Source organism: Isoptericola sp. NPDC057559, assembly GCF_042801555.1.
GTDB lineage: Bacteria > Actinomycetota > Actinomycetes > Actinomycetales > Cellulomonadaceae > Isoptericola.
Genome location: NZ_JBHVFQ010000039.1, coordinates 1 through 18,693, shown reverse-complemented (window position 1 = coordinate 18,693; position 18,693 = coordinate 1). Strand labels below are relative to the sequence as shown.

Below are 18,693 nucleotides of genomic sequence, written 5' to 3'. Positions count from 1 at the left end.
GCGTCTCGAACGACGTCGTGCGTACAGTTTCGGACATGCCCCGGATCGCCCTGGCCATGCACGGCACCGCGATGCTGTACGAGGTGGCGATCGCCGCCGAGATCCTCGGCGTCGACCGCGGAGAGCTCGCGCCGGGCGGCACCTGGTACGACTTCGTGGTCTGCACGCCCGACGGAACGCCCCACCCCTGGCTCCCCGGGGCGCCGACCGCCCCGTACTCCGAGCTGTCCCGGGTCGACCGCGTCGTCGTCCCGTCGACCGACGACCCCGAGGCCGACCCCGCCCCCGCGCTGGTCGACGCGCTCCGCGAGGCGCACCGCCACGGCGTCGCGGTCGCCGCGCTGTGCACCGGTGCCTTCGTCCTGGCGGCCGCCGGGCTGCTCGACGGCCGGGCCGCGGCCACGCACTGGATGCACGCCGACGACCTCGCCCGCCGCTACCCGCAGGTGGAGGTGCGCGCGGACGTCCTGTACGTCGACGACGGCGACGTGCTGACCTCCGCGGGCAAGACCGCCGCGCTCGACCTGTGCCTCCACCTCGTGCGGCGCGACCTCGGCGCCACGGCCGCCAACGGCATCGCGCGCCGGCTGGTCGTCCCGTCGCACCGCAGCGGCGGCCAGGCCCAGTTCGTCGCCGCGCCGCCCGAGCCGCGCAGCGGCTCCGGGCTCGCCCCCACGCTGGAGTGGGCCCGGGCCCGCCTCGACCGGCCGCTGACCGTGGCCGACCTCGCCGGGCACGCCGGCCTCAGCACCCGGCAGCTCGCCCGCCGCATGGGCGCCGAGGTCGGCACCGGTCCGCTCGACTGGCTGCACCAGCAGCGGGTCGCGCGGGCGCAGGAGCTCCTCGAGCGCACCGACGCGTCCGTCGAGCGCGTCGCGGCCGGCTCCGGGCTCGGCACGGCCGCCACCCTGCGCCGGCACTTCCACCGCGTCGTCGGGGTCTCTCCCGCCGCCTACCGGGCGGCGTTCCGGCTGCGCTGAGGCCCGTCGGGCACGGTCGTCGCGCCCACGACGGCGCCCTGCCCAGCGCCCGCCCCGTCGTCCGGCCCACGGTCCCCCGATGGCGGCGCGAACACCACCTGGCGCTGCACCGTCCAGCTCGCGAGGAACAGCGCGGCGTCCGTGAGCGCCTTCGCCACGAGCAGCGGGACGCCGAGCGTGCCGTGCAGGGCGTCGAGCAGGCCGTAGCTCGCGGCGAGCAGGAGCAGCGCCAGGGCCGCGTACCGCGCGGCGGACCCGCGCACCGGGGCCCGCCGCGAGCGCCCGAAGACGAGGGCGCGGTTCACCCCGAAGTTCACGGCCGCGCTGAGCACCCGGGCGCCCACGACCGCGAGCGCCAGGATCCCCGTGGCCGCCTGCAGGGCGAGGAGCGCCGCCACGTCGACGCCGAAGGCCAGCAGGCCCGAGGCGGCGAACGCGAGCAGCGGCGCCATCACGACCAGCGAGTCGCGCACCGGGCGGAAGTGGGACGACGCGTTGTCGTCGACGTAGACCGTCTCCACCGGCACGCCCGCGACGACCGCACCGCGCGCCGACGCCTCCAGCAGCACGCGCAGCTCGTACTCGTAGCGGTCGCCGGGCACGTCGAGCAGCCACGGGAGCGTCCCGGCGGCGAGGCCGCGCAGGCCCGTCTGGCTGTCGCGCACGGGCAGGCCCGTCGCCGTGCGCACGGCGGCGCCGCTCAGCGCGTTGCCCACCCGGCTGCGCAGCGGCACCCCCGCCCCGGTGAGGTCGCGCTCCCCCACGACGACGTCCGCTCCCCCGGCGGACAACCGGTCCGCGACGGCGCGCACGCTCGCGGGCGTGTGCTGCCCGTCGGCGTCCGCGGTGACGACGTCGCGCCCGGGGTGGCGCTCGCGGGCGTGGGCGAACGCCGTCCGCAGCGCGACGCCCTTGCCCCGGTTGCGGTCGTGGCGCAGCACCTCGGCGCCGAGCGCGGCGGCCGCGTCGAAGACCGCGGCGTGCGCGGGGCCGGAGCCGTCGTCGACGACGAGGACGTCGGGCAGCCCCCGCTCGGCGAGGTCGCGCACGAGGGCCGGCAGGGCGCCGTCGGGCCGGTAGGCGGGGACCACGACGAGGGGCGTCCGCCGGTGCGGGGTCGACGGCGGCCCGCTCGCGGTGCCGGTCATCGCGCCACGTAGAGGATGTCGGAGGTGCCGCGCTCGCCGCCGTTCGACGGCCGGTTCACGACCTCGCCGTCGAACCACAGGGTCGACGAGCCGCCGCCGTCCAGGTTGTACGCCGTGACGGCGCCCTCGTCGACCATGATCTGTGCCAGCCCGGTCATGGTGACGCCACGGCTGTAGCCGGTGTCGCGGCCGTCGACGACGACGATGACGAGGTTCCCGTCCTCGTCCACGCCGATCGCGGTGCGGGGCTGCTCGCCCTGGATCGAGTGGTTGCCGACGTTGGTGTCGACCTCGACGTCCTCGATGCCGTCGACCACCTAGCCGTCCTCCACCACCGCCGGCCCGAACGACAGCGTGTTCCACACGCCGTCGGCGACGAGCTCGTCCGCCGTGGTGGCGGTCTCGTCGTACACCTCGACGCGGCCGTCGGTGTAGAAGGCGAGGCCCTCCCGGGCGCCCTCGTCGCGGTAGACGACGCCGTTGCGGATGACGATGCCGGTGTCGCGGAAGCCGTAGTAGTCGCCGTTGACGGCGAGGATCGCGTCGTTGTCCTCCGCGATCTCGCTGGTGCGCTCGGTGATGTTGGTGCCGAACTTGTCCTGCGCGAACGCCGAGCGCAGCTGCGTCGCGTCGTCGAGCGCCACGTGGGCCACGTAGTACGTGACGGTGTCGTCGCCGCTGCCCTGCGTGACGGTGTCGAGCGAGACGGACGTGTCGTCCGACGTGTAGCCGTCGGCGGTGACCGTGCCGGTGTCGCCGGAGCCGTCCTCCGAGGACGAGGCGGACGACGAGGACGCCGACGAGGACGACTGCGCCGCCTCGTAGGCGGAGACGTCGTCGATCTGGACGTGCTCGATCAGGAAGCGGTTGGCCGCCCACGCGGTGACGCCGCCCACGGGCAGCAGGAGCGCCAGCGTCGCGACGAGGACCATGAGGCGCCGTGGGCGGCGCGGGCGTGCCGTGGGCTCGGCGGGCTCGGTGGGCTCGGTGGGCTCCGTGAGCTCGGTGGGCTCGGTGGGGTCGGTGGGGTTCTCGGGATCGTCGGGTCGGGTCATGCCGATCATGGAAGACGGCGGACCTGCGACGAGCGTCGGCGCACGCTGTCGACCGCCCGGGAACGCTGACCGTCACCTGGGCGCTCCGTGGACGCCGTGCCCGGCGGCCGGGATGATCGGGCCGTGACGACGGACGACCTGGTGCGAGCGGCGGCGCGGAACAACGCCGCGTGGTGCGCGACGATGGCCGGGGCCCACGGGATCTCCGGCCGGACCCGCCGGCAGGCCTGGGCGAGCCCCGTCCGGACGCCCCCGCTGTACCCGGACGCCGTCACGCTGGTGCCCGGGGCGGACGCCGCGGCCCTGGTCGACCGGATCGACACCCGCTCGCCGGGCGCCTCGGTCAAGGACAGCTTCGCCGACCTCGACCTGTCCGCCGCGACCCCGCAGGGTGCCGCGTTCGAGGTGGCGTTCGACGCGAGCTGGATCCACCGGCCGCCGGCCTCTGCTCCCGGGGCACCGATGCCCGGCGTGGAGTGGGCCACGGTCACCGACGCCGCGGCGCTGCGTACGTGGGCGGGCGCCTGGGACCAGGGCGGGGGTCGTGCGTGGGTCTTCCGCCCGGAGCTCCTGGGCGACCCGTCGACGACGGTCCTCGCCGGCCGGACCGGCGCGGGTGCGGTCGTCGCCGGGGCGGTCGCGACCCGCACCGACGGCGTCGTCGGGGTCTCGAACGTCTTCGCCGTCCCCGGGACCCCGGGGTCGGTCTGGCACGGGGTGCTGGGGGCCGTGGGCCGCCTCTTCCCGGGGGTGCCGGTGGTCGGCTACGAGTGCGGCGACGACCTCGAGGCCGCGCTGCGGCACGGCTTCGAGGTCGTCGGCCCGTTGCGCGTGTGGGTCGCGGCCTCGCCTACAGGGTGACCGTGCCCGCGATCGTCGTGACGGCGGCGCCCCCGACCCACACCTCGCCGTCGGCGTCGCGGTGCACGTGCACCCGGCCCCGGCGGCCGAGGGCGGTGCCCTGCGACGCGACGTACGAGGTGGGCAGGTAGTCCCCCGCGAGCCACTGGCCGAGACCGGCGTTGAGGCTGCCGGTCACCGGGTCCTCCGGCACGCCGATGCCGGGCACGAACGCGCGCACCTCGACCGCGGCGTCGGACTCGCCGGGCGCGTACGGGCCCACGAGGCCGATCTTGAGGCCACCGAACGACGCGAGGTCCGGGTCGACGGCGAGCACGGCCGCGGCGTCCCGCAGGCGCGCCGCCACCCAGCCGGGGCCGTTGTCCACCCAGGCCGCGTCCTCGACGTCGGCCACCGCGACGCGCAGGGACCGCGCGATCCGCGCGAGGTCCTCCGGCGCGACGGGACCCGAGCGGCGCAGCGGCGGGGCCGCGAACGCGAGCCGCCCGCCCTCGCCGCCGCCGTCGCGCCGCACCGTCACCAGGCCGACACCGCACTCCTGGACCACGAGGCCCGCGGACCGCGGGGCGCCGCCCGCCTCGAGCCACGCGTGGGCGGAGCCGAGCGTCGGGTGGCCGGCGAACGGCAGCTCCCCGCCGGGCGTCCAGATCCGCACGCGGTAGTCGGCCCCGGGGTCGGTGGGGCGCAGCAGGAACGTGGTCTCGGACAGGTTGGTCCAGCGGGCGAACGCGGCCATCTGGTCGTCGGTGAGGTCGTCGGCGTCGTGCACCACCGCGAGCGGGTTGCCCGTGAGCGGGCCCGTGGCGAAGACGTCGACCTGGCGGAATCCGAGGGTGTGCGGCACGAGTCACACGCTAACCCCGGCCGGGGGCGGGTCGCCGCGCTCGTACCCTGGTGGGGTGCGCGCGACGACCCTCGACGACCTGGCGGCCCCCGCCGGCGCCGTCCTGCGCCGTGACGGGTGGGAGCCGCGGGCCGCGGCGCACGCCGACCGCGCGGACGCCCTGACGGCCGTGTGGCGCGCCGCGCACGACCGCGGCTCGACGCACGCGATCGAGGACTTCCTGTTCACGTACTACCCCACGCGCGTGAGCCACCTGCGCCGGTGGCACCCCGGTCCCGGCGTCGTGCTCGCGGGCGCCGCCGAGCACTCCGGGTGGCGCTGGTACCGGGAGGTCGCACTGTCCGACGGCGGCCCGGGGCCGTCGGGAACCGGCGCGACGCTCGACGCCGCGGCCTTCGTCGCCGACCGCGGCGACACCGTCCGGTACGTGCGCGCCCTGGTGTCCGCGACGGCGGGCCGGCCGGGGACGTTCGGCTGCTTCGGCCTGCACGAGTGGGCGATGGTCTACCGCGACCGCGCCGCCGGGCGCGACCACCGCCACCCGCTGCCGCTGCGGCTGGGGCACGACGGCACGGACGCCGTGGTCGAGTCGCACCGCATCGGCTGCTCGCACTTCGACGCCTACCGGTTCTTCACGCCCGAGGCCGCCGACCGCAACCAGCTGCGGCCCACCCGCGAGCGCCAGCCCGCCATGGAGCAGCCGGGCTGCCTGCACGCCGGGATGGACCTCTACAAGTGGGCGCTCAAGCTCGGGCCCGCCGCCCCCGGCGACCTCCTGCTCGACGCCTTCGAGCTCGCCCGCGACATCCGCTACACGGACATGGCCGCCGCCCCCTACGACGTCTCGTCGTACGGCGTCGAGGCCGTGCCGATCGAGACGCCCGACGGCAAGGCCGAGTACGTCCGCCGCCAGCGCGGCTTCGCCGAGCGCGGCCAGGCGCTGCGCGCCCGGCTGGTCGCGGCCTGCGACGCCGTCCTCGGGGACGACGCCGGGGCATGACCGCCGGGGTCAGTCGGAGACCATCCCGCTGACCATGGCCCGCCAGGTGATGGGCCCGACCACGCCGTCGACGAGCACGCCGAAGGCGGACAGGGCCGTCTGGAACTCGCGCACCGCGGCCTCGGTCGCCGGTCCGAACACGCCGTCGACCGCGAGGTCGAAGCCGTCCCGGGTGTCGAGCTCCGCCTGCGCGCCGCGGACCGCGGGGCCGCGGCTGCCGGTGCGGACCGTGACGACGATCGCGCCCCAGGTCAGCGGGCCGACGACGCCGTCCACGACGAGCCCGAAGTCGCCCTGCGCCGCGCGGACGGCGGCCTCGGTGCGCGGCCCGAACTTCTGGTCGACCGCGAGGTCGTGGCCGTGCTCGACGAGCAGGTGCTGGAGCGACCCGACGGGGTGGAACGAGTCGCCGGGGCGGACGATCGGCCAGGGGTCGAGCGCGCGGTCGGTCGTGACGGACATCGCCGCCTCCTCGCTGGGGCCGGGCCGGGCGGTCGTCGCCCTGCGGGTGCCTGGCGCCCTCGCGGGGAGGGAGAGCGGGCGGGGTCCGCAGATACGTCAGCCGGCGCGCCGCGCGCGCAGCGCCGCCTGCGCGTTGCGGTTCGTGCACGCCGTGGAGCAGTAGCGTCGCGAGCGGTTGCGGGACAGGTCGAGCACCAGGCCCTGGCAGTCCGGGTCGGCGCACACGGCCAGCCTGGAGTGCTCGTCCTCGCGCACGACGTCGACCATCGCCATCGCCGTCTCGACGACGATCCGCGTGGACAGCGGGGCGTCGTCGGCGGTGGCGTGCACGTGCCAGTCCTCCCCCGAGTGCCGCACGAGGCGCGGGCGCACCGGCACGCCCGCCAGCAGCTCGTTGACGAGGCGGGCGGCGGTGTCCCGGTCCGCGAGCAGCAGCTCGCGCAGCCGGGGGCGCAGCGCGCGCACCTGGGCGAGCTCCTCGGCCGTCCGGTCGTGGCGGCCCGTGTACCCGTGCTCACGGAAGAAGGCGTCGAGGTCCGCGACCGTCGCGAGCGTCTCGGGCGGCTCGGCGGAGTTCACGAGGGCGACGGCGGCCCGGAGCTCCACGGCGGTGTCATGAGCGAACGGCATGTTGACACATTACCTCGACCGCCCGTAGCGTCATGAGTCATGGCGGACATGACGCATGACGCTCCGGTGCGGGAGCGGCCCGGGCCCGATGCCGGACCCGGTGCGCGGCTCGGCGCCGGGCTCGCCCTCGCCGTCGTCTCCGCCGTGACCTTCAGCCTCTCGGGGCCGCTCGCAGCGGGCCTGTTCGCGACGGGCTGGAGCCCGGGCGCCGTGGTCCTGGTGCGCGTGGCGGTCGGCGCCCTCGTGGTGCTGCCGTTCGGCGTCGTCGCCCTGCGCGGGGACTGGTCCGCGGTGCGCCGCAACGCGCGGCTGCTCCTGGCGTACGGCGCGCTCGGCGTCGCGGCCACCCAGTTCTGCTACTTCGCCGCCGTCCAGCACATGCAGGTGGGCCCGGCGCTGCTCATCGAGTACTCCTCCCCCGCGGCGGTCGTCGCCTGGCTGTGGCTGCGGCACGGGCAGCGGCCCGGGCGCGCGACGCTCGCCGGCGTCGCGCTCGCCGCCGCGGGCCTGGTGCTCGTCCTCGACCTCACCGGCGCGCGGCTCGACCCAATCGGCGTCGCGTGGGCGCTCGGCGCGATGGTCGGCGTCTCGGCCTACTTCCTCATGAACGCCCGCACCGACACCGGGCTGCCGCCGCTGAGCCTCGCCGCCGGCGGCCTGGTGGTGGGGGCCGTCCTGCTCGGGCTGCTCGCCCTCGTCGGGGTGCTGCCCGTGACGACGTCGGCCGACCCGGCGCTCCTGGCCGACGCCGTCGTCCCCGCGTGGGCCGTGCTCGCCGCGCTGGGCGTCGTGACCGCCGGAGTCGCCTACGTCACCGGCGTCGCCGCCGGGCGCCGGCTCGGCGCGCGGCCCGCGTCGTTCGTCGGGCTGCTCGAGGTGGTCGCCGCCGTGTTCTTCGCCTGGGTCTTCCTGGGCGAGCTGCCGCGGCCCGTCCAGCTCGTCGGTGGGCTGCTGGTCCTCGCCGGGGTGGTCGTCGTGCAGCAGGGCGAGGCCGCCACCCGGCGCGCCGTGCCGACGATCGAGCCGGCCGCCGGGCCGCCGGTCGGGCCGCCGGTCGAGCCGCCGGTCGAGCCGCCGGTCGGGCCGTCGACGGGAAAGCCGTAGCCCGGCGCGGCGCGGAGATGTGACGATCTCCGCATGTCCCGCGTGCTCGCCGCCACCCCGACCGACGCCGTCACCGTGCCCGAGCGGGTCCGCCTGCTCGCGGGCGACGACGACGTGACGCCCGTGTGGCGCAACGAGCTCGGCGGGCTCACGTTCCGTCTCGCGCCGCCGGGCGCCGCCACGGCCCACGGGATCGCCACGGGAGACCGCTACGTCAAGTGGGTGCCGGCGGGCGTCGTCGGGCTCGACCTCGACGCCGAGGCCGACCGGCTCGCCTGGGCCGGGCGGTACACCCCGGTGCCGCGCGTGCTCGACCGCGGCGAGGACGCCGACGGCCGCTGGCTGCTGACGGCCGGCATCCCCGGGCGCTCCGCCGTCGACCCGCGCTGGCTGGCGCACCCCGAGACCGCCGCGCGGGCCGTCGGCGCCGGGCTCCGCGCCCTGCACGACGCGCTGCCGGTGGCCGACTGCCCGTTCTCCTGGGGCGTCGACGACCGCGTCGCGCGCCTCGGGCCCGCCGCGCGGGCCCAGGTCGGTGCGGTGCCCGACGTCGACCGGCTCGTCGTGTGCCACGGCGACCCCTGCGCGCCCAACACGCTGCTCGACGACGGCGGGAGCTGGACCGCGCACGTCGACCTCGACGCGCTGGGCGTCGCCGACCGGTGGGCCGACCTCGCGGTGGCGAGCTACAGCCTGGAGTGGAACTACGGCGACGGGTACGAGCCCGACTTCTTCGACGCCTACGGCATCGCGCCCGACGCGGGCCGCATCGCCTTCTACCGGCACCTGTGGGACCTCGGCTGACCCCTGCCCGGCGTGGCGCGGGCAGGTCGGCCGACCGTTGCCGCGGGTACGGGAATCCCCGTACCCGCGGCTCCGGGATCCCGACCAGATGACGCAGTTCCCCTGATGTGCGGGCCGGACCGACGCCGTAGCGTCGAATTTGTCCAGTTTCCTCACGAACACGGGAGAGCAACGATGCGTCTGCGTTCAACCCTCCTCGCCGCGGTGCTCGGCGCCGCCGCCATCCTCGCCCCGGTGGTGGTGGCCCCGGCCGCCTCCGCCCACGGGTGGGTCACCAGCCCGCCCAGCCGCCAGGACCACTGCGCCACGCGCACCGTGTCCTTCGACTGCGGCGGCGTCCAGTACGAGCCCCAGAGCGTCGAGGCCCCCAAGGGCTCGATGAAGTGCTCCGGCGGCAGCGGCTTCTCCGTCCTCGACGACAGCTCCAAGCCGTGGCCGCGCACCAAGATCGGCAACAGCGTCTCGATGCAGTGGAAGCTCACGGCCCGCCACTCCACCTCCACCTGGGAGTACTTCGTCGACGGCGTGCTGCACCGCACGTTCAACGACAACGGCAAGCAGCCCGAGGCGATCGTCACGCACACCCTCGAGAACCTGCCCCAGGGCAACCACACCATCCTGGCCCGCTGGAACGTCGCGGACACCGCCAACGCGTTCTACGCCTGCGTCGACGTGACCGTCGGCGAGGGGGGCACGACTCCCCCGGTCGACCCGACCGACCCGCCCGTCGAGCCCGGCGAGTGCGACGACGCCGCCTGGAACCCCTCCAGCGCGTACACCGGCGGCACCAAGGTCTCCTACGAGGGCCGCGCCTACCAGGCCAAGTGGTGGACCCAGGGCGACACCCCGTCGTCCGCCAGCCAGTGGGGCGTCTGGACCGACCTCGGCGCCTGCTGACCCACCCGGAGCATCGAGCGTGCTGACCTGTTCCTCATTCGGCTCGAATGAGGAACAAGTCAGCACGCTCGTTGCTTTCGGCGGGGCCTGGAAGAATGGCCGGCGATGACCTCCCCGACCTCGAACGACCCCGCCCCCCGCCCCGCCGGCACGCTGCTGCCGTACCTGCCCGCCCCCACCGGAGGAGCCCCGGACCCCGACGTGCTGTTCGAGGGCTTCGGCGAGTGGGCCGCCGGCACGGGGCGCCCGCTGTACCCGCACCAGGAGGAGGCCCTCCTCGAGCTCATGACGGGCTCGCACGTGGTGCTCGCGACGCCCACCGGGTCGGGCAAGTCGATGGTCGCGATGGGGGCGCAGTTCGCGGCGCTCGCGAACCGCCGCTCGGGCCGCGGCGGCCGCACGTTCTACACCGCGCCCCTCAAGGCGCTGGTGAGCGAGAAGTTCTTCGACCTCGTCGCCGCGTTCGGGTCGCGCAACGTGGGCATGATGACCGGCGACTCGGCCGTCAACGCCGACGCGCCGATCATCTGCTGCACCGCCGAGATCCTGGCCAACCTCGCGCTGCGGCGCGGGGACGCCGAGGACGACGTCGCCGCCGACGGCACGGCCGGGGACGACGCGATCGCCCAGGTCGTCATGGACGAGTTCCACTTCTACGGCGACCGGCAGCGCGGCTGGGCGTGGCAGGTGCCGCTGCTGGAGCTGCCGCGCACGCAGTTCCTGCTGATGTCGGCCACCCTCGGCGACACCACGCGCCTGCGCGAGGACCTCGAGGAGCGCAGCGGCCGCCCCGTCGCGGAGGTCGCGGGCGCCGAGCGCCCGGTGCCGCTGACGTTCTCCTACGTCGTCGAGCCGCTCACCGACGTCATCACCGAGCTGGTCACCACGCACCGCGCGCCCGTCTACGTCGTGCACTTCACGCAGAAGGACGCCGTCGAGCGCGCCCAGGCCCTGCTGTCGACCAGCCTCGCGTCCAAGGACGAGAAGGCCGCCATCGCCGCCGAGATCGGCGCGTTCCGGTTCGGCACCGGGTTCGGCAGGACGCTGAGCAAGTTCCTGCGCGCCGGCATCGGCGTGCACCACGCGGGGATGCTGCCCAAGTACCGCCGCCTCGTGGAGCGGCTCACCCAGCGCGGGCTGCTCAAGGTGGTGTGCGGCACCGACACCCTCGGCGTGGGCATCAACGTGCCCATCCGCACGGTGCTCCTCACGTCGCTGGTGAAGTACGACGGCGAGCGCATGCGCCACCTCACGGCGCGCGAGTTCCACCAGATCTCCGGCCGGGCCGGGCGCGCCGGCTTCGACACCGTGGGCGAGGTGCTGGTCATGGCGCCCGAGCACGTCATCGAGAACCGCAAGCTCCTCGCCAAGGCGGGCGACGACCCCAAGAAGCTCAAGAAGGTGGTCCGCAAGAAGGCGCCCACGGGGTCCGTGAACTGGACCGACTCGACGTTCGAGCGGCTGCGCGACGCCGACCCGGAGCCCCTGACCAGCCAGTTCCACGTCAACCACGCCATGGTGCTCAACGTGCTCGCCCGCACCCGCGACGAGCGGGGCGGCGCCGACCCCGTCGAGGCGATGCGGCACCTGCTCACCGCGAACCACGACAGCGAGGCCCTGCAGGCCAAGCACGTGCGCCAGACGTTCCGCATCTACCGCTCGCTGCGCGTCGCCGGGGTCGTGGAGAAGGTCCGCGTGCCCGACCCGTCGCGCCCGGCCGGCTACCGCCCCAGCGTGCGGCTCGTCGTGGACCTGCCGCGCGACTTCGCGCTCAACGCCCCGCTGTCGCCCTTCGCGCTCGCGGCGATGGACCTGCTCGACGTCGAGAGCCCCACCCACGTGCTCGACGTCGTGTCCGTCATCGAGGCGACCCTCGACGACCCGCGGCAGATCCTCTACGCCCAGCAGTCCAAGGCGAAGGGCGAGGCCGTCGCGGCCATGAAGGCCGAGGGCATGGAGTACGAGGAGCGCATGGAGGCGCTCGAGGACGTGAGCTGGCCGAAGCCGCTCGCCGACCTGCTCGAGCCCGCCTTCGCCACGTACAAGCGGGCCAACCCGTGGGTCGCGGACGCCGAGCTCGCGCCCAAGTCCGTGGTGCGCGACATGCTCGAGCAGGCGATGACGTTCGCCGAGCTGGTCAGCGTGTACGGGCTGGAGCGCACGGAGGGCGTGGTGCTGCGCTACCTCGCGGACGCCTACCGCGCGCTGCGCCAGGTGGTGCCCGAGGAGCACCGCTCGGAGGAGGTGCACGAGGTGGTCGAGTGGCTCGGCGAGCTGGTGCGCGGCGTCGACTCGTCGCTCCTCGACGAGTGGGAGCGGCTGCAGAACCCGGTCGACGACGACGCGGACACCGTCGTCGAGGGCGAGCTCGCCGAGGCCGGCGCGGAGGCGCCCGCGCGCCCCGTCACGGGCAACCCGCGCGCGTTCCGCCGCCTGGTGCGCAACGCGACGTTCCGCCGCGTCGAGCTCGCCGCCCGGGAGGACTACGACGCGCTCGGGGCGCTCGACGGCGCGCACGGCTGGGACGGCGACGCGTGGGCCGCCGCCCTCGACCCGCTGTTCGAGGCGCAGGGCGACGACGCCGTCGGCATCGGCCCCGCCGCCCGGGCGGCCGGCCTGCTGACGATCCGCGAGCCGGGCGCCGAGCTGCCCGGCGGCGCCACCACGACCACGCGCGACGGCGTCGAGGTCGCCGAGGTGCCTGCCGGCACCTGGTGGGTGCGCCAGGTGCTGGACGACGCCGACGGCGACCACGACTGGGCGATCACCGCGCTCGTGGACCTCGCCGCCAGCGACGAGGCCGGGGCCGTGGTGCTCACCGTCGTGGACGTCGGGCGGATCTAGTCCGGTCCGGCGGTTCGGCGGGCGCCGTCAGGCGAGGTGCGCGAGCCCCTGCACGAGCGTCGCCGCCCCTCCGACGTACGCCAGCACGATCAGCCCGCGCCGGACCGTCGCCGCGGGGACGCGCGGCGTGAGCCAGTCGCCGACCACCAGGCCCGCCACGATCGCGGCCAGCACGACCAGCCACTGCCAGAGGGCGAACGGCGGGAAGGACGCGTCGGTGAGCGTCAGCTTGGCGACGAGCGCCGCGAGCGCGTTGGTGGCGAAGAAGGGCTGCGCCGTCGCGGCGAAGGCGCGCGGGTCCCAGCCGCTGAGCACGGAGTAGATCGCCACCGGCGGGCCGCCGATGCCCGCGGCCACGCTCCCGACGCCGCTCGCGACGCCGGTGACCACCAGCGGGGCACGGGCCTCCGGCCGCACGGGGTGCCGGTCCCCGCGCCGCAGCCGCGTCGTGACGACGGCGAGCGTCATCGCGACGACGACGAGGGCCCCGACGGCGACCTCGAGCGCCGCGCGGCTCGCGTCGCGCAGCAGCAGGGCGGCCGGCACCATCACCAGCACGGACGTCGCGGCGAGCCAGGCGTACCGCCGCCAGTCCACGTCGCGCGCGACGCGGCCGAGGATCAGCGCCGACGCGATCGCGCCCGCGAGGTTGACGAACAGGACGCCCTCGAGCGGGCCGACGATGAGCACGATGAACGGGCCGGCCACGAGGCCGAAGCCCATGCCCGTGACCCGCTGGAGCGCCCCGCCCACCAGGATCGCGAGGACGAGGAGCAGCAGCACGCCCGCCACGGTACGCGGTCCGCGGCGCGGGCGCGGGCGGCGGGTGAAGGTGCGGCGCGGTGGGTCCGGCGCCGATGAGCGGGGCGCCCGCGCGGCGTCTCACCTGCGGGCGCGCGATCCCCGTGCCCGCCTCCGGAAGGGACAGGACCGTGGCAGCCACCGATCCCGAGTACGACGTCGAGCACACCGAGGTGCTGGACGTGCCGCCCGCGGCCGTCTTCGCCGCGTTCACCGACCCGGACGTCTTCGCGCGCTGGTACGGGCCCGAGGGCGTGCGCACCCCGCGCGAGGAGGTCGAGATCGACGCGCGGGTGGGCGGCGTCCTGCGGTTCGCCATGACGCTCGACGCCGACCCGTCGTTCCGCTCGGCGTTCGACGGCACGTTCACCGCGCTCGAGCCCGGCCGCCTGGTCGCCGCCGGCGGCGCGTGGGTGGGCGTCCCGGGCGTCGACGGGCCGTGGGCGTCGCGGCTGCGGGTCGAGCTCGCGCCCGCCGGCGACGGCACGCGCGTCGTCGTGCGGGAGGGGCCTCACCCGGCCGGGTCCGCGGAGCTCGGCCGGCAGTCGTGGCGGTCGATGCTGCCGAGGCTCGCCCGCGCCGCCGCCTGAGCCGCCGAAAAGGGGTGGCCGCGACCCCGCGTCGAGCGGGCAGAATCGCCCCGTGGCGAAGAAGAGCAGGCAGGACTCCCACGGGACGCCGGCGCTCGTCGCCCTCGACCGGGCGGGCGTGGCCTACGGCCGGCACGCCTACGAGCACGACCCCGCGTCGGAGCTGAGCTACGGGCTGGAGGCCGCCGAGGCGCTCGGCGCGGACCCGGCGCAGGTCTTCAAGACGCTGCTGGCCGACGTCGACGGCCGCCTCGTCGTCGGCATCGTGCCGGTGGACGGCAGCCTCGACCTCAAGGCGCTGGCCCGCGCCGTCGGCGGCAAGCGGGCGGCGATGGCGGACCCGGCGGCCGCGCAGCGCGCCACCGGGTACGTGGTGGGCGGCATCTCCCCGCTCGGGCAGAAGCAGCGGCACGCGACCGTGCTCGACGCGTCGGCGGCCGGGTTCGACGTGGTCTACGTGTCCGGCGGGCGCCGAGGCCTGGACGTGTCCCTCGCCCCCGACGACCTGCTGCGGCTCACCGACGGCCGGCTCGCCCCGATCGCCCGCGCCTGAGCACGGGGCCGACCGTCAGCGGGCCGGGTACCCCTGCGGGGAGTGCTGGTAGGTCGGGTACCGGGCGTCGCTCGACACGATGTCCTTGCCGAGCGGCAGCAGCGAGATCGGGATCATCTTGATGTTCGCGATCGCCAGCGGGATGCCGATGATCGTGATCGCCTGCGCGATCGCCGTGGTGATGTGGCCGATGGTGAGCCAGATGCCGGCGAACACGATCCAGATGATGTTGCCGAGCACCGACCAGCCGCCGGCGCCGGGCTTGTCGACCACGGTGCGGCCGAACGGCCACAGCGCGTACCCGGCGATCCGGAACGACGCGATGCCCCACGGGATGGCGACGATCGTGATGCAGCAGAGGATCCCGGCGGCGGCGTAGCCGAGCGCCAGCCAGAAGCCGCCGAAGACGAGCCAGATGATGTTGAGCAGGGCCTTCACGGCACCATCCTCGCCCGCGGCGGGCGCGGCGCACCACCCGGGATGCCCCTGAGGCGACCCTGGTCCGGTGCGGCGTCGGTCACGTGCCCCGGCGACCGACGGCGTTCGTAGACTGGCCACCATGCCCACCGAGTGTCCCGGGATCCCCGCACGCCTGGCCGCCGTCCACGACCGCGTCGCCGCGGCCGCCCGCGCGGCGGGTCGTGACCCGCGCGAGGTCCGCGTGCTGCTGGCCACCAAGACGCAGGACGCCGCGACCGTGCTCGAGGGGGTGCGCGCCGCCCTCGACCTCGCCGCCGCGGCCGGCGACGACCGGCCCGTGCTCGTCGGCGAGAACCGCGTGCAGGAGCTCGTCGCCAAGGCCCCCGCCCTGGCCGACCTCGTCGCCGCCGGGCGGGTGGAGGCGCACCTCATCGGCCACCTGCAGAAGAACAAGGTGAACGCCGTCCTGGGCGCGGCGACCGCCGTCGACTCCGTGGACTCCCTCGCCCTCGCCCAGGCCCTGTCCACGCGCTGCGCCCGCGACGGTCGCACGCTCGACGTCCTCGTGCAGGTCAACGTCTCCGGCGAGGAGAGCAAGTCCGGCGTCGCGCCCGAGGACGCCGTCGCGCTCGCGCTCGACGTCGCCGCGCTGCCCGGCCTGCGCCTCGTCGGCCTCATGACGATCGGCGCGCGCTCGGACGACGACGCCCGGGTGCGCGCCGGCTTCGCCCGCCTCCGTGCCGTGCGCGACGCCGTGCTCGCGAGCGACGCGCCGGGCACCGCCGACGCCCACGAGCTCTCCATGGGCATGACCGGCGACCTCGAGCTCGCCGTCGCCGAGGGCGCCACCGTGGTCCGCGTCGGCACCGCCGTCTTCGGCGCCCGCCCCACCCCCGCGTAGTCCCGGCTCCCCCGAGGGCGTCCGGACGTCGCCGGGGTCGCTCGAGACCTCGCGGGGACGGGGACTACCGCGGCGGGGCGGCGCCGAGGCGGGAGAGGGCGCCGCGGACGCCGTCACCGCCGGCCAGGGCGCCGGTGGCGGCCGTGGCGTCGACGCCGGCCAGGAGCATGACGAGCGCCACCTGGACCTCGCCGTCGGCGTCGGCGAGGACGGGCGCGCAGACCTCCGGCGTGAGCCCCGTCGCCTGGCTGAGCAGCCGCACGAGGCGCGCGCGGAGCTTGGCGTTGGTGGCGCGCACGTCGACCATGAGGTTCGAGTACGTCTTGCCCAGCCGGATCATCGTGGCCGTCGAGAACGTGTTGAGCACGATCTTCTGCGCCGTCGCGGCCTTCATCCGGGTGGACCCGGTGACGGCCTCGGGGCCCGTGTCGACCAGGATCGCGACGTCCACGAGCGCGGCCAGCGGCGCGGACGGGTTGGCGCTCACGAGGGCGGTGCGCGCGCCCCGCTCCCGGGCCAGCTCCAGCGCGCCGCCCACGTACGGCGTGCGGCCGGAGGCGGCGAGGCCGACCACGAGGTCGTGCGGGCCCACGTCGTCGAGGTCCCGGCGGCCCGCCTCGGCGTCGTCCTCGGCGCCCTCGACGGCGAGGGTCATCGCGTCCGGCCCGCCGGCGAGGTGCGCGTCGAACCACTCGGTGCCGACGCCGTACGTCGGCGAGAGCTCGACGGCGTCGAGGACGCCGAGACGCCCGGACGTGCCCGCGCCCGCGTAGTGCACGCGGCCCCCGGCGCGGATCGCCTCGACGGCGAGCTCGACCGCCTGCGTGACCCGGAACCGCTCGGCCCGCACCACGCTCGCCACCCCGGCGTCCTCCTCGAGGATGAGGCGCACGACGTCCGCCGCGGGGAGCAGGTCGATGTCGGTGGTGCGTGGGTTGCGCTCCTCCGTCGGCGAGACCATCCGCGCGACGGCGAGCAGGTCCTCCGGCGCGTCGGCCGGGGTCCCGGCAGAGGTGTCGGAGGGGTCGGGGACGTGCGCTCCGCTCATCGGCTGCTTCCTCTCGGAGTCGTCAGGTGACGCGACGCCGCCAGGTGGTCCGGCGGCGAGGTCGCGAGGACGAGTCGCCGCACGGCGCCTCGCACGGGGTCGACCGACAGCGGCGTCGGCGGGGTGAGCGACCCCAGCACGACGGGGCGGCGGGCCCCGGTGGCCTGCCGGCGCTGCGGCCCGGCGGCGGTGCCCGGCACGCCGTGCACGCCGAGGAAGCCGAGCAGGGCGAAGAGGTACGCCTCCTTGCCGTCCACGGGCATCCCCAGCTCGTCGGAGGTGACGAGTCCCGTGGTGGCGGGCAGGTGCGCCCGGAGCCGCTCGACGAGCACCGGGTTGCGCGCTCCCCCGCCGGAGATCACCACGCGCCCCACCCCGGCGGCCGGTCCGTGCTCGGCCAGCGACCGCGCCACGGTGACGGCCGTCAGCTCGGTGAGCGTGGCGACGAGGTCGGCGGTGCTCAGGCGGTCGGCGCCCAGCCCGGCGGCGGCGAGCCGCGTGGCGACGTACTCGCCGTCGTAGAGCTCGCGGCCGGTGGAGCGCGGCACGGGGAGGTCGTAGTACGGCTCGCCGAGCAGCGCGTCCAGGGCTTCGCGGTCGACGGCGCCCTGCGCGGCGAGCTCCCCGTCGCGGTCGAACGGCCGGCCGGTCAGGCGCTGGACGGCGTGGTCGATGAGGCAGTTGCCGGGCCCGGTGTCCCAGCCCAGGACCGGGGCGTCGTGCGCCCCGACCACGGTGACGTTCGCGATGCCGCCGACGTTGAGCGCGGCCGAGTCCCGGGCCGCGGCCTCGCCGTCGTGCCCCAGCCACAGCGCGTCGAGGATGCTGACGAGCGGGGCGCCCTGGCCGCCGGCGGCCACGTCGGCGACGCGGAAGTCGCTGACGACCGGCCGCCGCGAGCGCTCCGCCACCCACGCCGGGTTGCCGAGCTGCAGCGTGCCGCGCGTGCGGCCCGCGACCACCCAGTGGTGCAGCGTCTGACCGTGCGAGGCGACGAGGTCGGCGTCGCCGCCGGCCAGGTCGTCGACGGCGCGTCGTGCGGCGGCCCCGAGCTCCTGCCCGATCAGCGTGTCGAGCTGGCACACCTCGCCCATGTCGACGGGAGCGGGCGGCAGCGCCGCGAGGATCCGGCGGCGCAGGTGGTCGGGCCAGGGGTACTCCGTGTGGCCGAGCGGGCGCAGGTGCAGGGTCCCGTCCGCGCGCAGGTCGAGGTCGGCGGCCGCGGCGTCGATCGCGTCGACGCTGGTGCCGGACGAGATGCCGATGACGATCATCGCCCCACCTCCGTGCGCGAGCCCGCGGCCGCGAGCAGCGCCACGGCGGCCTCGGCGTTGGCCCGGCCGGTGCCGCAGGCGAGGACGGTCGCGGGCAGGCCGCCGGGCAGCGCGGCGAGCCACCGCTCCCCCGCCTCCGGGACGCCGGTGTGCACGACGACGAGGTCGGGCCGGGCCCGCTGCAGCGCGGCCAGCCGGGAGTGCTCGACGCTCCCCGGGACCGGCTCGCGCGTCACGACGACCACCGGCCGGGGGCCCGCGAGCTCGCCGACGAGCCGGTCGAACGCGGCGTCGTCGGGCGCGGGGCCTCCCGGGGCGGGGTGCAGCGTCGCGCCGGGCCAGCGGGCCACGACGGCGCGCTGCACGTGCGTGGCGGTGCGGCCGGCGGCGTGGTCGAGCCGCAGGCGCAGGTCGACGACGTCGGGCGCGCCGGCGACGGCCGGGGACGCCGGGCCCACGGCCCGGACGGCGCGGCGC

At 76.1% G+C, this 18,693-nt stretch carries 18 protein-coding genes and 2 pseudogenes; 10 read left to right on the top strand and 10 right to left on the bottom strand.

From position 1 onward, the window contains the following. The first annotated feature begins 35 nt into the window (after window positions 1–35). Window positions 36–980: a GlxA family transcriptional regulator gene (locus ACFU5J_RS20740; RefSeq protein ID WP_430579981.1), complete on the top strand. Its 945-nt coding sequence runs from the start codon at window positions 36–38 to the stop codon at window positions 978–980. Here the strand turns inward: ACFU5J_RS20740 and ACFU5J_RS20735 are convergent. Further along, window positions 953–2,128: a glycosyltransferase gene (locus ACFU5J_RS20735; protein WP_430579980.1), complete on the bottom strand. Its 1,176-nt coding sequence runs from the start codon at window positions 2,126–2,128 to the stop codon at window positions 953–955. The two genes, ACFU5J_RS20740 and ACFU5J_RS20735, sit on opposite strands and share 28 nt — an antisense overlap. Continuing rightward, window positions 2,125–3,060, bottom strand: a pseudogene (locus tag ACFU5J_RS20730) (phosphodiester glycosidase family protein). The gene ACFU5J_RS20735 and the pseudogene ACFU5J_RS20730 overlap by 4 nt, the downstream one beginning before the upstream one ends. 246 nt (window positions 3,061–3,306) lie before the next feature. Here ACFU5J_RS20730 and ACFU5J_RS20725 point away from each other — a divergent pair. Beyond that, window positions 3,307–4,044, top strand: coding sequence for a hypothetical protein (locus ACFU5J_RS20725; protein WP_430579979.1), 738 nt, complete (start codon window positions 3,307–3,309; stop codon window positions 4,042–4,044). Here the strand turns inward: ACFU5J_RS20725 and ACFU5J_RS20720 are convergent. Further along, window positions 4,034–4,888 carry a PhzF family phenazine biosynthesis protein gene (locus ACFU5J_RS20720; RefSeq protein WP_430576389.1) on the bottom strand — a complete coding sequence of 285 codons (855 nt, stop codon included), beginning with the start codon at window positions 4,886–4,888 and terminating at the stop codon, window positions 4,034–4,036. The two genes, ACFU5J_RS20725 and ACFU5J_RS20720, sit on opposite strands and share 11 nt — an antisense overlap. Before the next feature lie 55 nt (window positions 4,889–4,943). Between ACFU5J_RS20720 and ACFU5J_RS20715 the strand changes: the two genes are divergently transcribed. After that, on the top strand, window positions 4,944–5,888 hold the full coding sequence (locus ACFU5J_RS20715) for a 3-methyladenine DNA glycosylase (RefSeq protein ID WP_430579978.1): 945 nt from the start codon (window positions 4,944–4,946) through the stop codon (window positions 5,886–5,888). Window positions 5,889–5,897: 9 nt separating this feature from the next. Here the strand turns inward: ACFU5J_RS20715 and ACFU5J_RS20710 are convergent, their stop codons facing one another. Continuing rightward, window positions 5,898–6,350, bottom strand: coding sequence for a peptidoglycan-binding protein (locus ACFU5J_RS20710; RefSeq protein ID WP_430576391.1), 453 nt, complete (start codon window positions 6,348–6,350; stop codon window positions 5,898–5,900). A gap of 96 nt (window positions 6,351–6,446) precedes the next feature. Beyond that, window positions 6,447–6,980 (bottom strand): CGNR zinc finger domain-containing protein, encoded by a 534-nt coding sequence (locus ACFU5J_RS20705; protein ID WP_430579977.1) that lies wholly within the window; start codon window positions 6,978–6,980, stop codon window positions 6,447–6,449. 48 nt (window positions 6,981–7,028) lie between these two features. On the opposite strand from ACFU5J_RS20705, the gene ACFU5J_RS20700 reads away from it, so the two are divergent. The 4 genes from ACFU5J_RS20700 to ACFU5J_RS20685 all read left to right on the top strand — a co-directional run bounded on the left by ACFU5J_RS20700 (window position 7,029) and on the right by ACFU5J_RS20685 (window position 12,629). Then, the gene (locus ACFU5J_RS20700) at window positions 7,029–8,084 is read left to right on the top strand and encodes a DMT family transporter (protein ID WP_430579976.1); all 1,056 of its coding nucleotides are present in this window, start codon (window positions 7,029–7,031) and stop codon (window positions 8,082–8,084) included. Between the two features lie 33 nt (window positions 8,085–8,117). Next, window positions 8,118–8,888: a phosphotransferase gene (locus tag ACFU5J_RS20695; protein ID WP_430576394.1), complete on the top strand. Its 771-nt coding sequence runs from the start codon at window positions 8,118–8,120 to the stop codon at window positions 8,886–8,888. Between the two features lie 174 nt (window positions 8,889–9,062). After that, window positions 9,063–9,785, top strand: a complete 723-nt coding sequence (locus ACFU5J_RS20690; RefSeq protein ID WP_430576395.1) for a lytic polysaccharide monooxygenase — start codon at window positions 9,063–9,065, stop codon at window positions 9,783–9,785. Between the two features lie 105 nt (window positions 9,786–9,890). Then, entirely contained in the window at window positions 9,891–12,629 is a 2,739-nt protein-coding gene (locus ACFU5J_RS20685; protein ID WP_430579975.1) for a DEAD/DEAH box helicase, read from the top strand. A 27-nt stretch (window positions 12,630–12,656) separates the two neighbouring features. Here the strand turns inward: ACFU5J_RS20685 and ACFU5J_RS20680 are convergent, their stop codons facing one another. After that, window positions 12,657–13,412 carry a TSUP family transporter gene (locus tag ACFU5J_RS20680; protein WP_430579974.1) on the bottom strand — a complete coding sequence of 252 codons (756 nt, stop codon included), beginning with the start codon at window positions 13,410–13,412 and terminating at the stop codon, window positions 12,657–12,659. A 149-nt stretch (window positions 13,413–13,561) separates the two neighbouring features. Here ACFU5J_RS20680 and ACFU5J_RS20675 point away from each other — a divergent pair, with 149 nt between their 5' ends. Then, window positions 13,562–14,020 (top strand): SRPBCC domain-containing protein, encoded by a 459-nt coding sequence (locus tag ACFU5J_RS20675; RefSeq protein WP_430579973.1) that lies wholly within the window; start codon window positions 13,562–13,564, stop codon window positions 14,018–14,020. A 52-nt stretch (window positions 14,021–14,072) separates the two neighbouring features. Beyond that, window positions 14,073–14,573 (top strand): Cys-tRNA(Pro) deacylase, encoded by a 501-nt coding sequence (gene ybaK, locus ACFU5J_RS20670; protein WP_430579972.1) that lies wholly within the window; start codon window positions 14,073–14,075, stop codon window positions 14,571–14,573. A gap of 15 nt (window positions 14,574–14,588) precedes the next feature. Here ybaK and ACFU5J_RS20665 read toward each other — a convergent pair whose 3' ends face one another. After that, complete coding sequence (locus tag ACFU5J_RS20665; RefSeq protein ID WP_430579971.1) at window positions 14,589–15,011, bottom strand: YccF domain-containing protein; 423 nt, start codon at window positions 15,009–15,011, stop codon at window positions 14,589–14,591. Window positions 15,012–15,132: 121 nt separating this feature from the next. Between ACFU5J_RS20665 and ACFU5J_RS20660 the strand changes: the two genes are divergently transcribed. Next, window positions 15,133–15,894 (top strand): YggS family pyridoxal phosphate-dependent enzyme, encoded by a 762-nt coding sequence (locus ACFU5J_RS20660; protein WP_430579970.1) that lies wholly within the window; start codon window positions 15,133–15,135, stop codon window positions 15,892–15,894. Window positions 15,895–15,958: 64 nt separating this feature from the next. On the opposite strand, the gene ACFU5J_RS20655 is transcribed toward ACFU5J_RS20660, so the two are convergent. The 3 genes and pseudogenes from ACFU5J_RS20655 to ACFU5J_RS20645 form a co-directional block, all read right to left on the bottom strand. Beyond that, window positions 15,959–16,942, bottom strand: a complete 984-nt coding sequence (locus ACFU5J_RS20655; protein ID WP_430576402.1) for an N-acetylmuramic acid 6-phosphate etherase — start codon at window positions 16,940–16,942, stop codon at window positions 15,959–15,961. Beyond that, window positions 16,939–18,216 carry an anhydro-N-acetylmuramic acid kinase gene (locus tag ACFU5J_RS20650; RefSeq protein WP_430579969.1) on the bottom strand — a complete coding sequence of 426 codons (1,278 nt, stop codon included), beginning with the start codon at window positions 18,214–18,216 and terminating at the stop codon, window positions 16,939–16,941. The genes ACFU5J_RS20655 and ACFU5J_RS20650 overlap by 4 nt, the downstream gene beginning before the upstream one ends. Beyond that, window positions 18,213–18,693: pseudogene (locus tag ACFU5J_RS20645) on the bottom strand (hypothetical protein); the annotation flags it as partial. The gene ACFU5J_RS20650 and the pseudogene ACFU5J_RS20645, both read right to left, overlap by 4 nt.

What these genes read in the sequence shown, in the direction of transcription:
- ACFU5J_RS20735 (WP_430579980.1), bottom strand. Translation starts at nt 2,128, where the DNA reads ATGACCGGCACCGCGAGCGGGCCGCCGTCGACCCCGCACCGGCGGACG.
- ACFU5J_RS20650 (WP_430579969.1), bottom strand. Translation starts at nt 18,216, where the DNA reads ATGATCGTCATCGGCATCTCGTCCGGCACCAGCGTCGACGCGATCGAC.
- ACFU5J_RS20690 (WP_430576395.1), top strand. Translation starts at nt 9,063, where the DNA reads ATGCGTCTGCGTTCAACCCTCCTCGCCGCGGTGCTCGGCGCCGCCGCC.
- ACFU5J_RS20710 (WP_430576391.1), bottom strand. Translation starts at nt 6,350, where the DNA reads ATGTCCGTCACGACCGACCGCGCGCTCGACCCCTGGCCGATCGTCCGC.
- ACFU5J_RS20655 (WP_430576402.1), bottom strand. Translation starts at nt 16,942, where the DNA reads ATGAGCGGAGCGCACGTCCCCGACCCCTCCGACACCTCTGCCGGGACC.
- ACFU5J_RS20685 (WP_430579975.1), top strand. Translation starts at nt 9,891, where the DNA reads ATGACCTCCCCGACCTCGAACGACCCCGCCCCCCGCCCCGCCGGCACG.
- ACFU5J_RS20700 (WP_430579976.1), top strand. Translation starts at nt 7,029, where the DNA reads ATGACGCATGACGCTCCGGTGCGGGAGCGGCCCGGGCCCGATGCCGGA.
- ACFU5J_RS20695 (WP_430576394.1), top strand. Translation starts at nt 8,118, where the DNA reads ATGTCCCGCGTGCTCGCCGCCACCCCGACCGACGCCGTCACCGTGCCC.
- ACFU5J_RS20660 (WP_430579970.1), top strand. Translation starts at nt 15,133, where the DNA reads ATGCCCACCGAGTGTCCCGGGATCCCCGCACGCCTGGCCGCCGTCCAC.
- ACFU5J_RS20740 (WP_430579981.1), top strand. Translation starts at nt 36, where the DNA reads ATGCCCCGGATCGCCCTGGCCATGCACGGCACCGCGATGCTGTACGAG.
- ACFU5J_RS20705 (WP_430579977.1), bottom strand. Translation starts at nt 6,980, where the DNA reads ATGCCGTTCGCTCATGACACCGCCGTGGAGCTCCGGGCCGCCGTCGCC.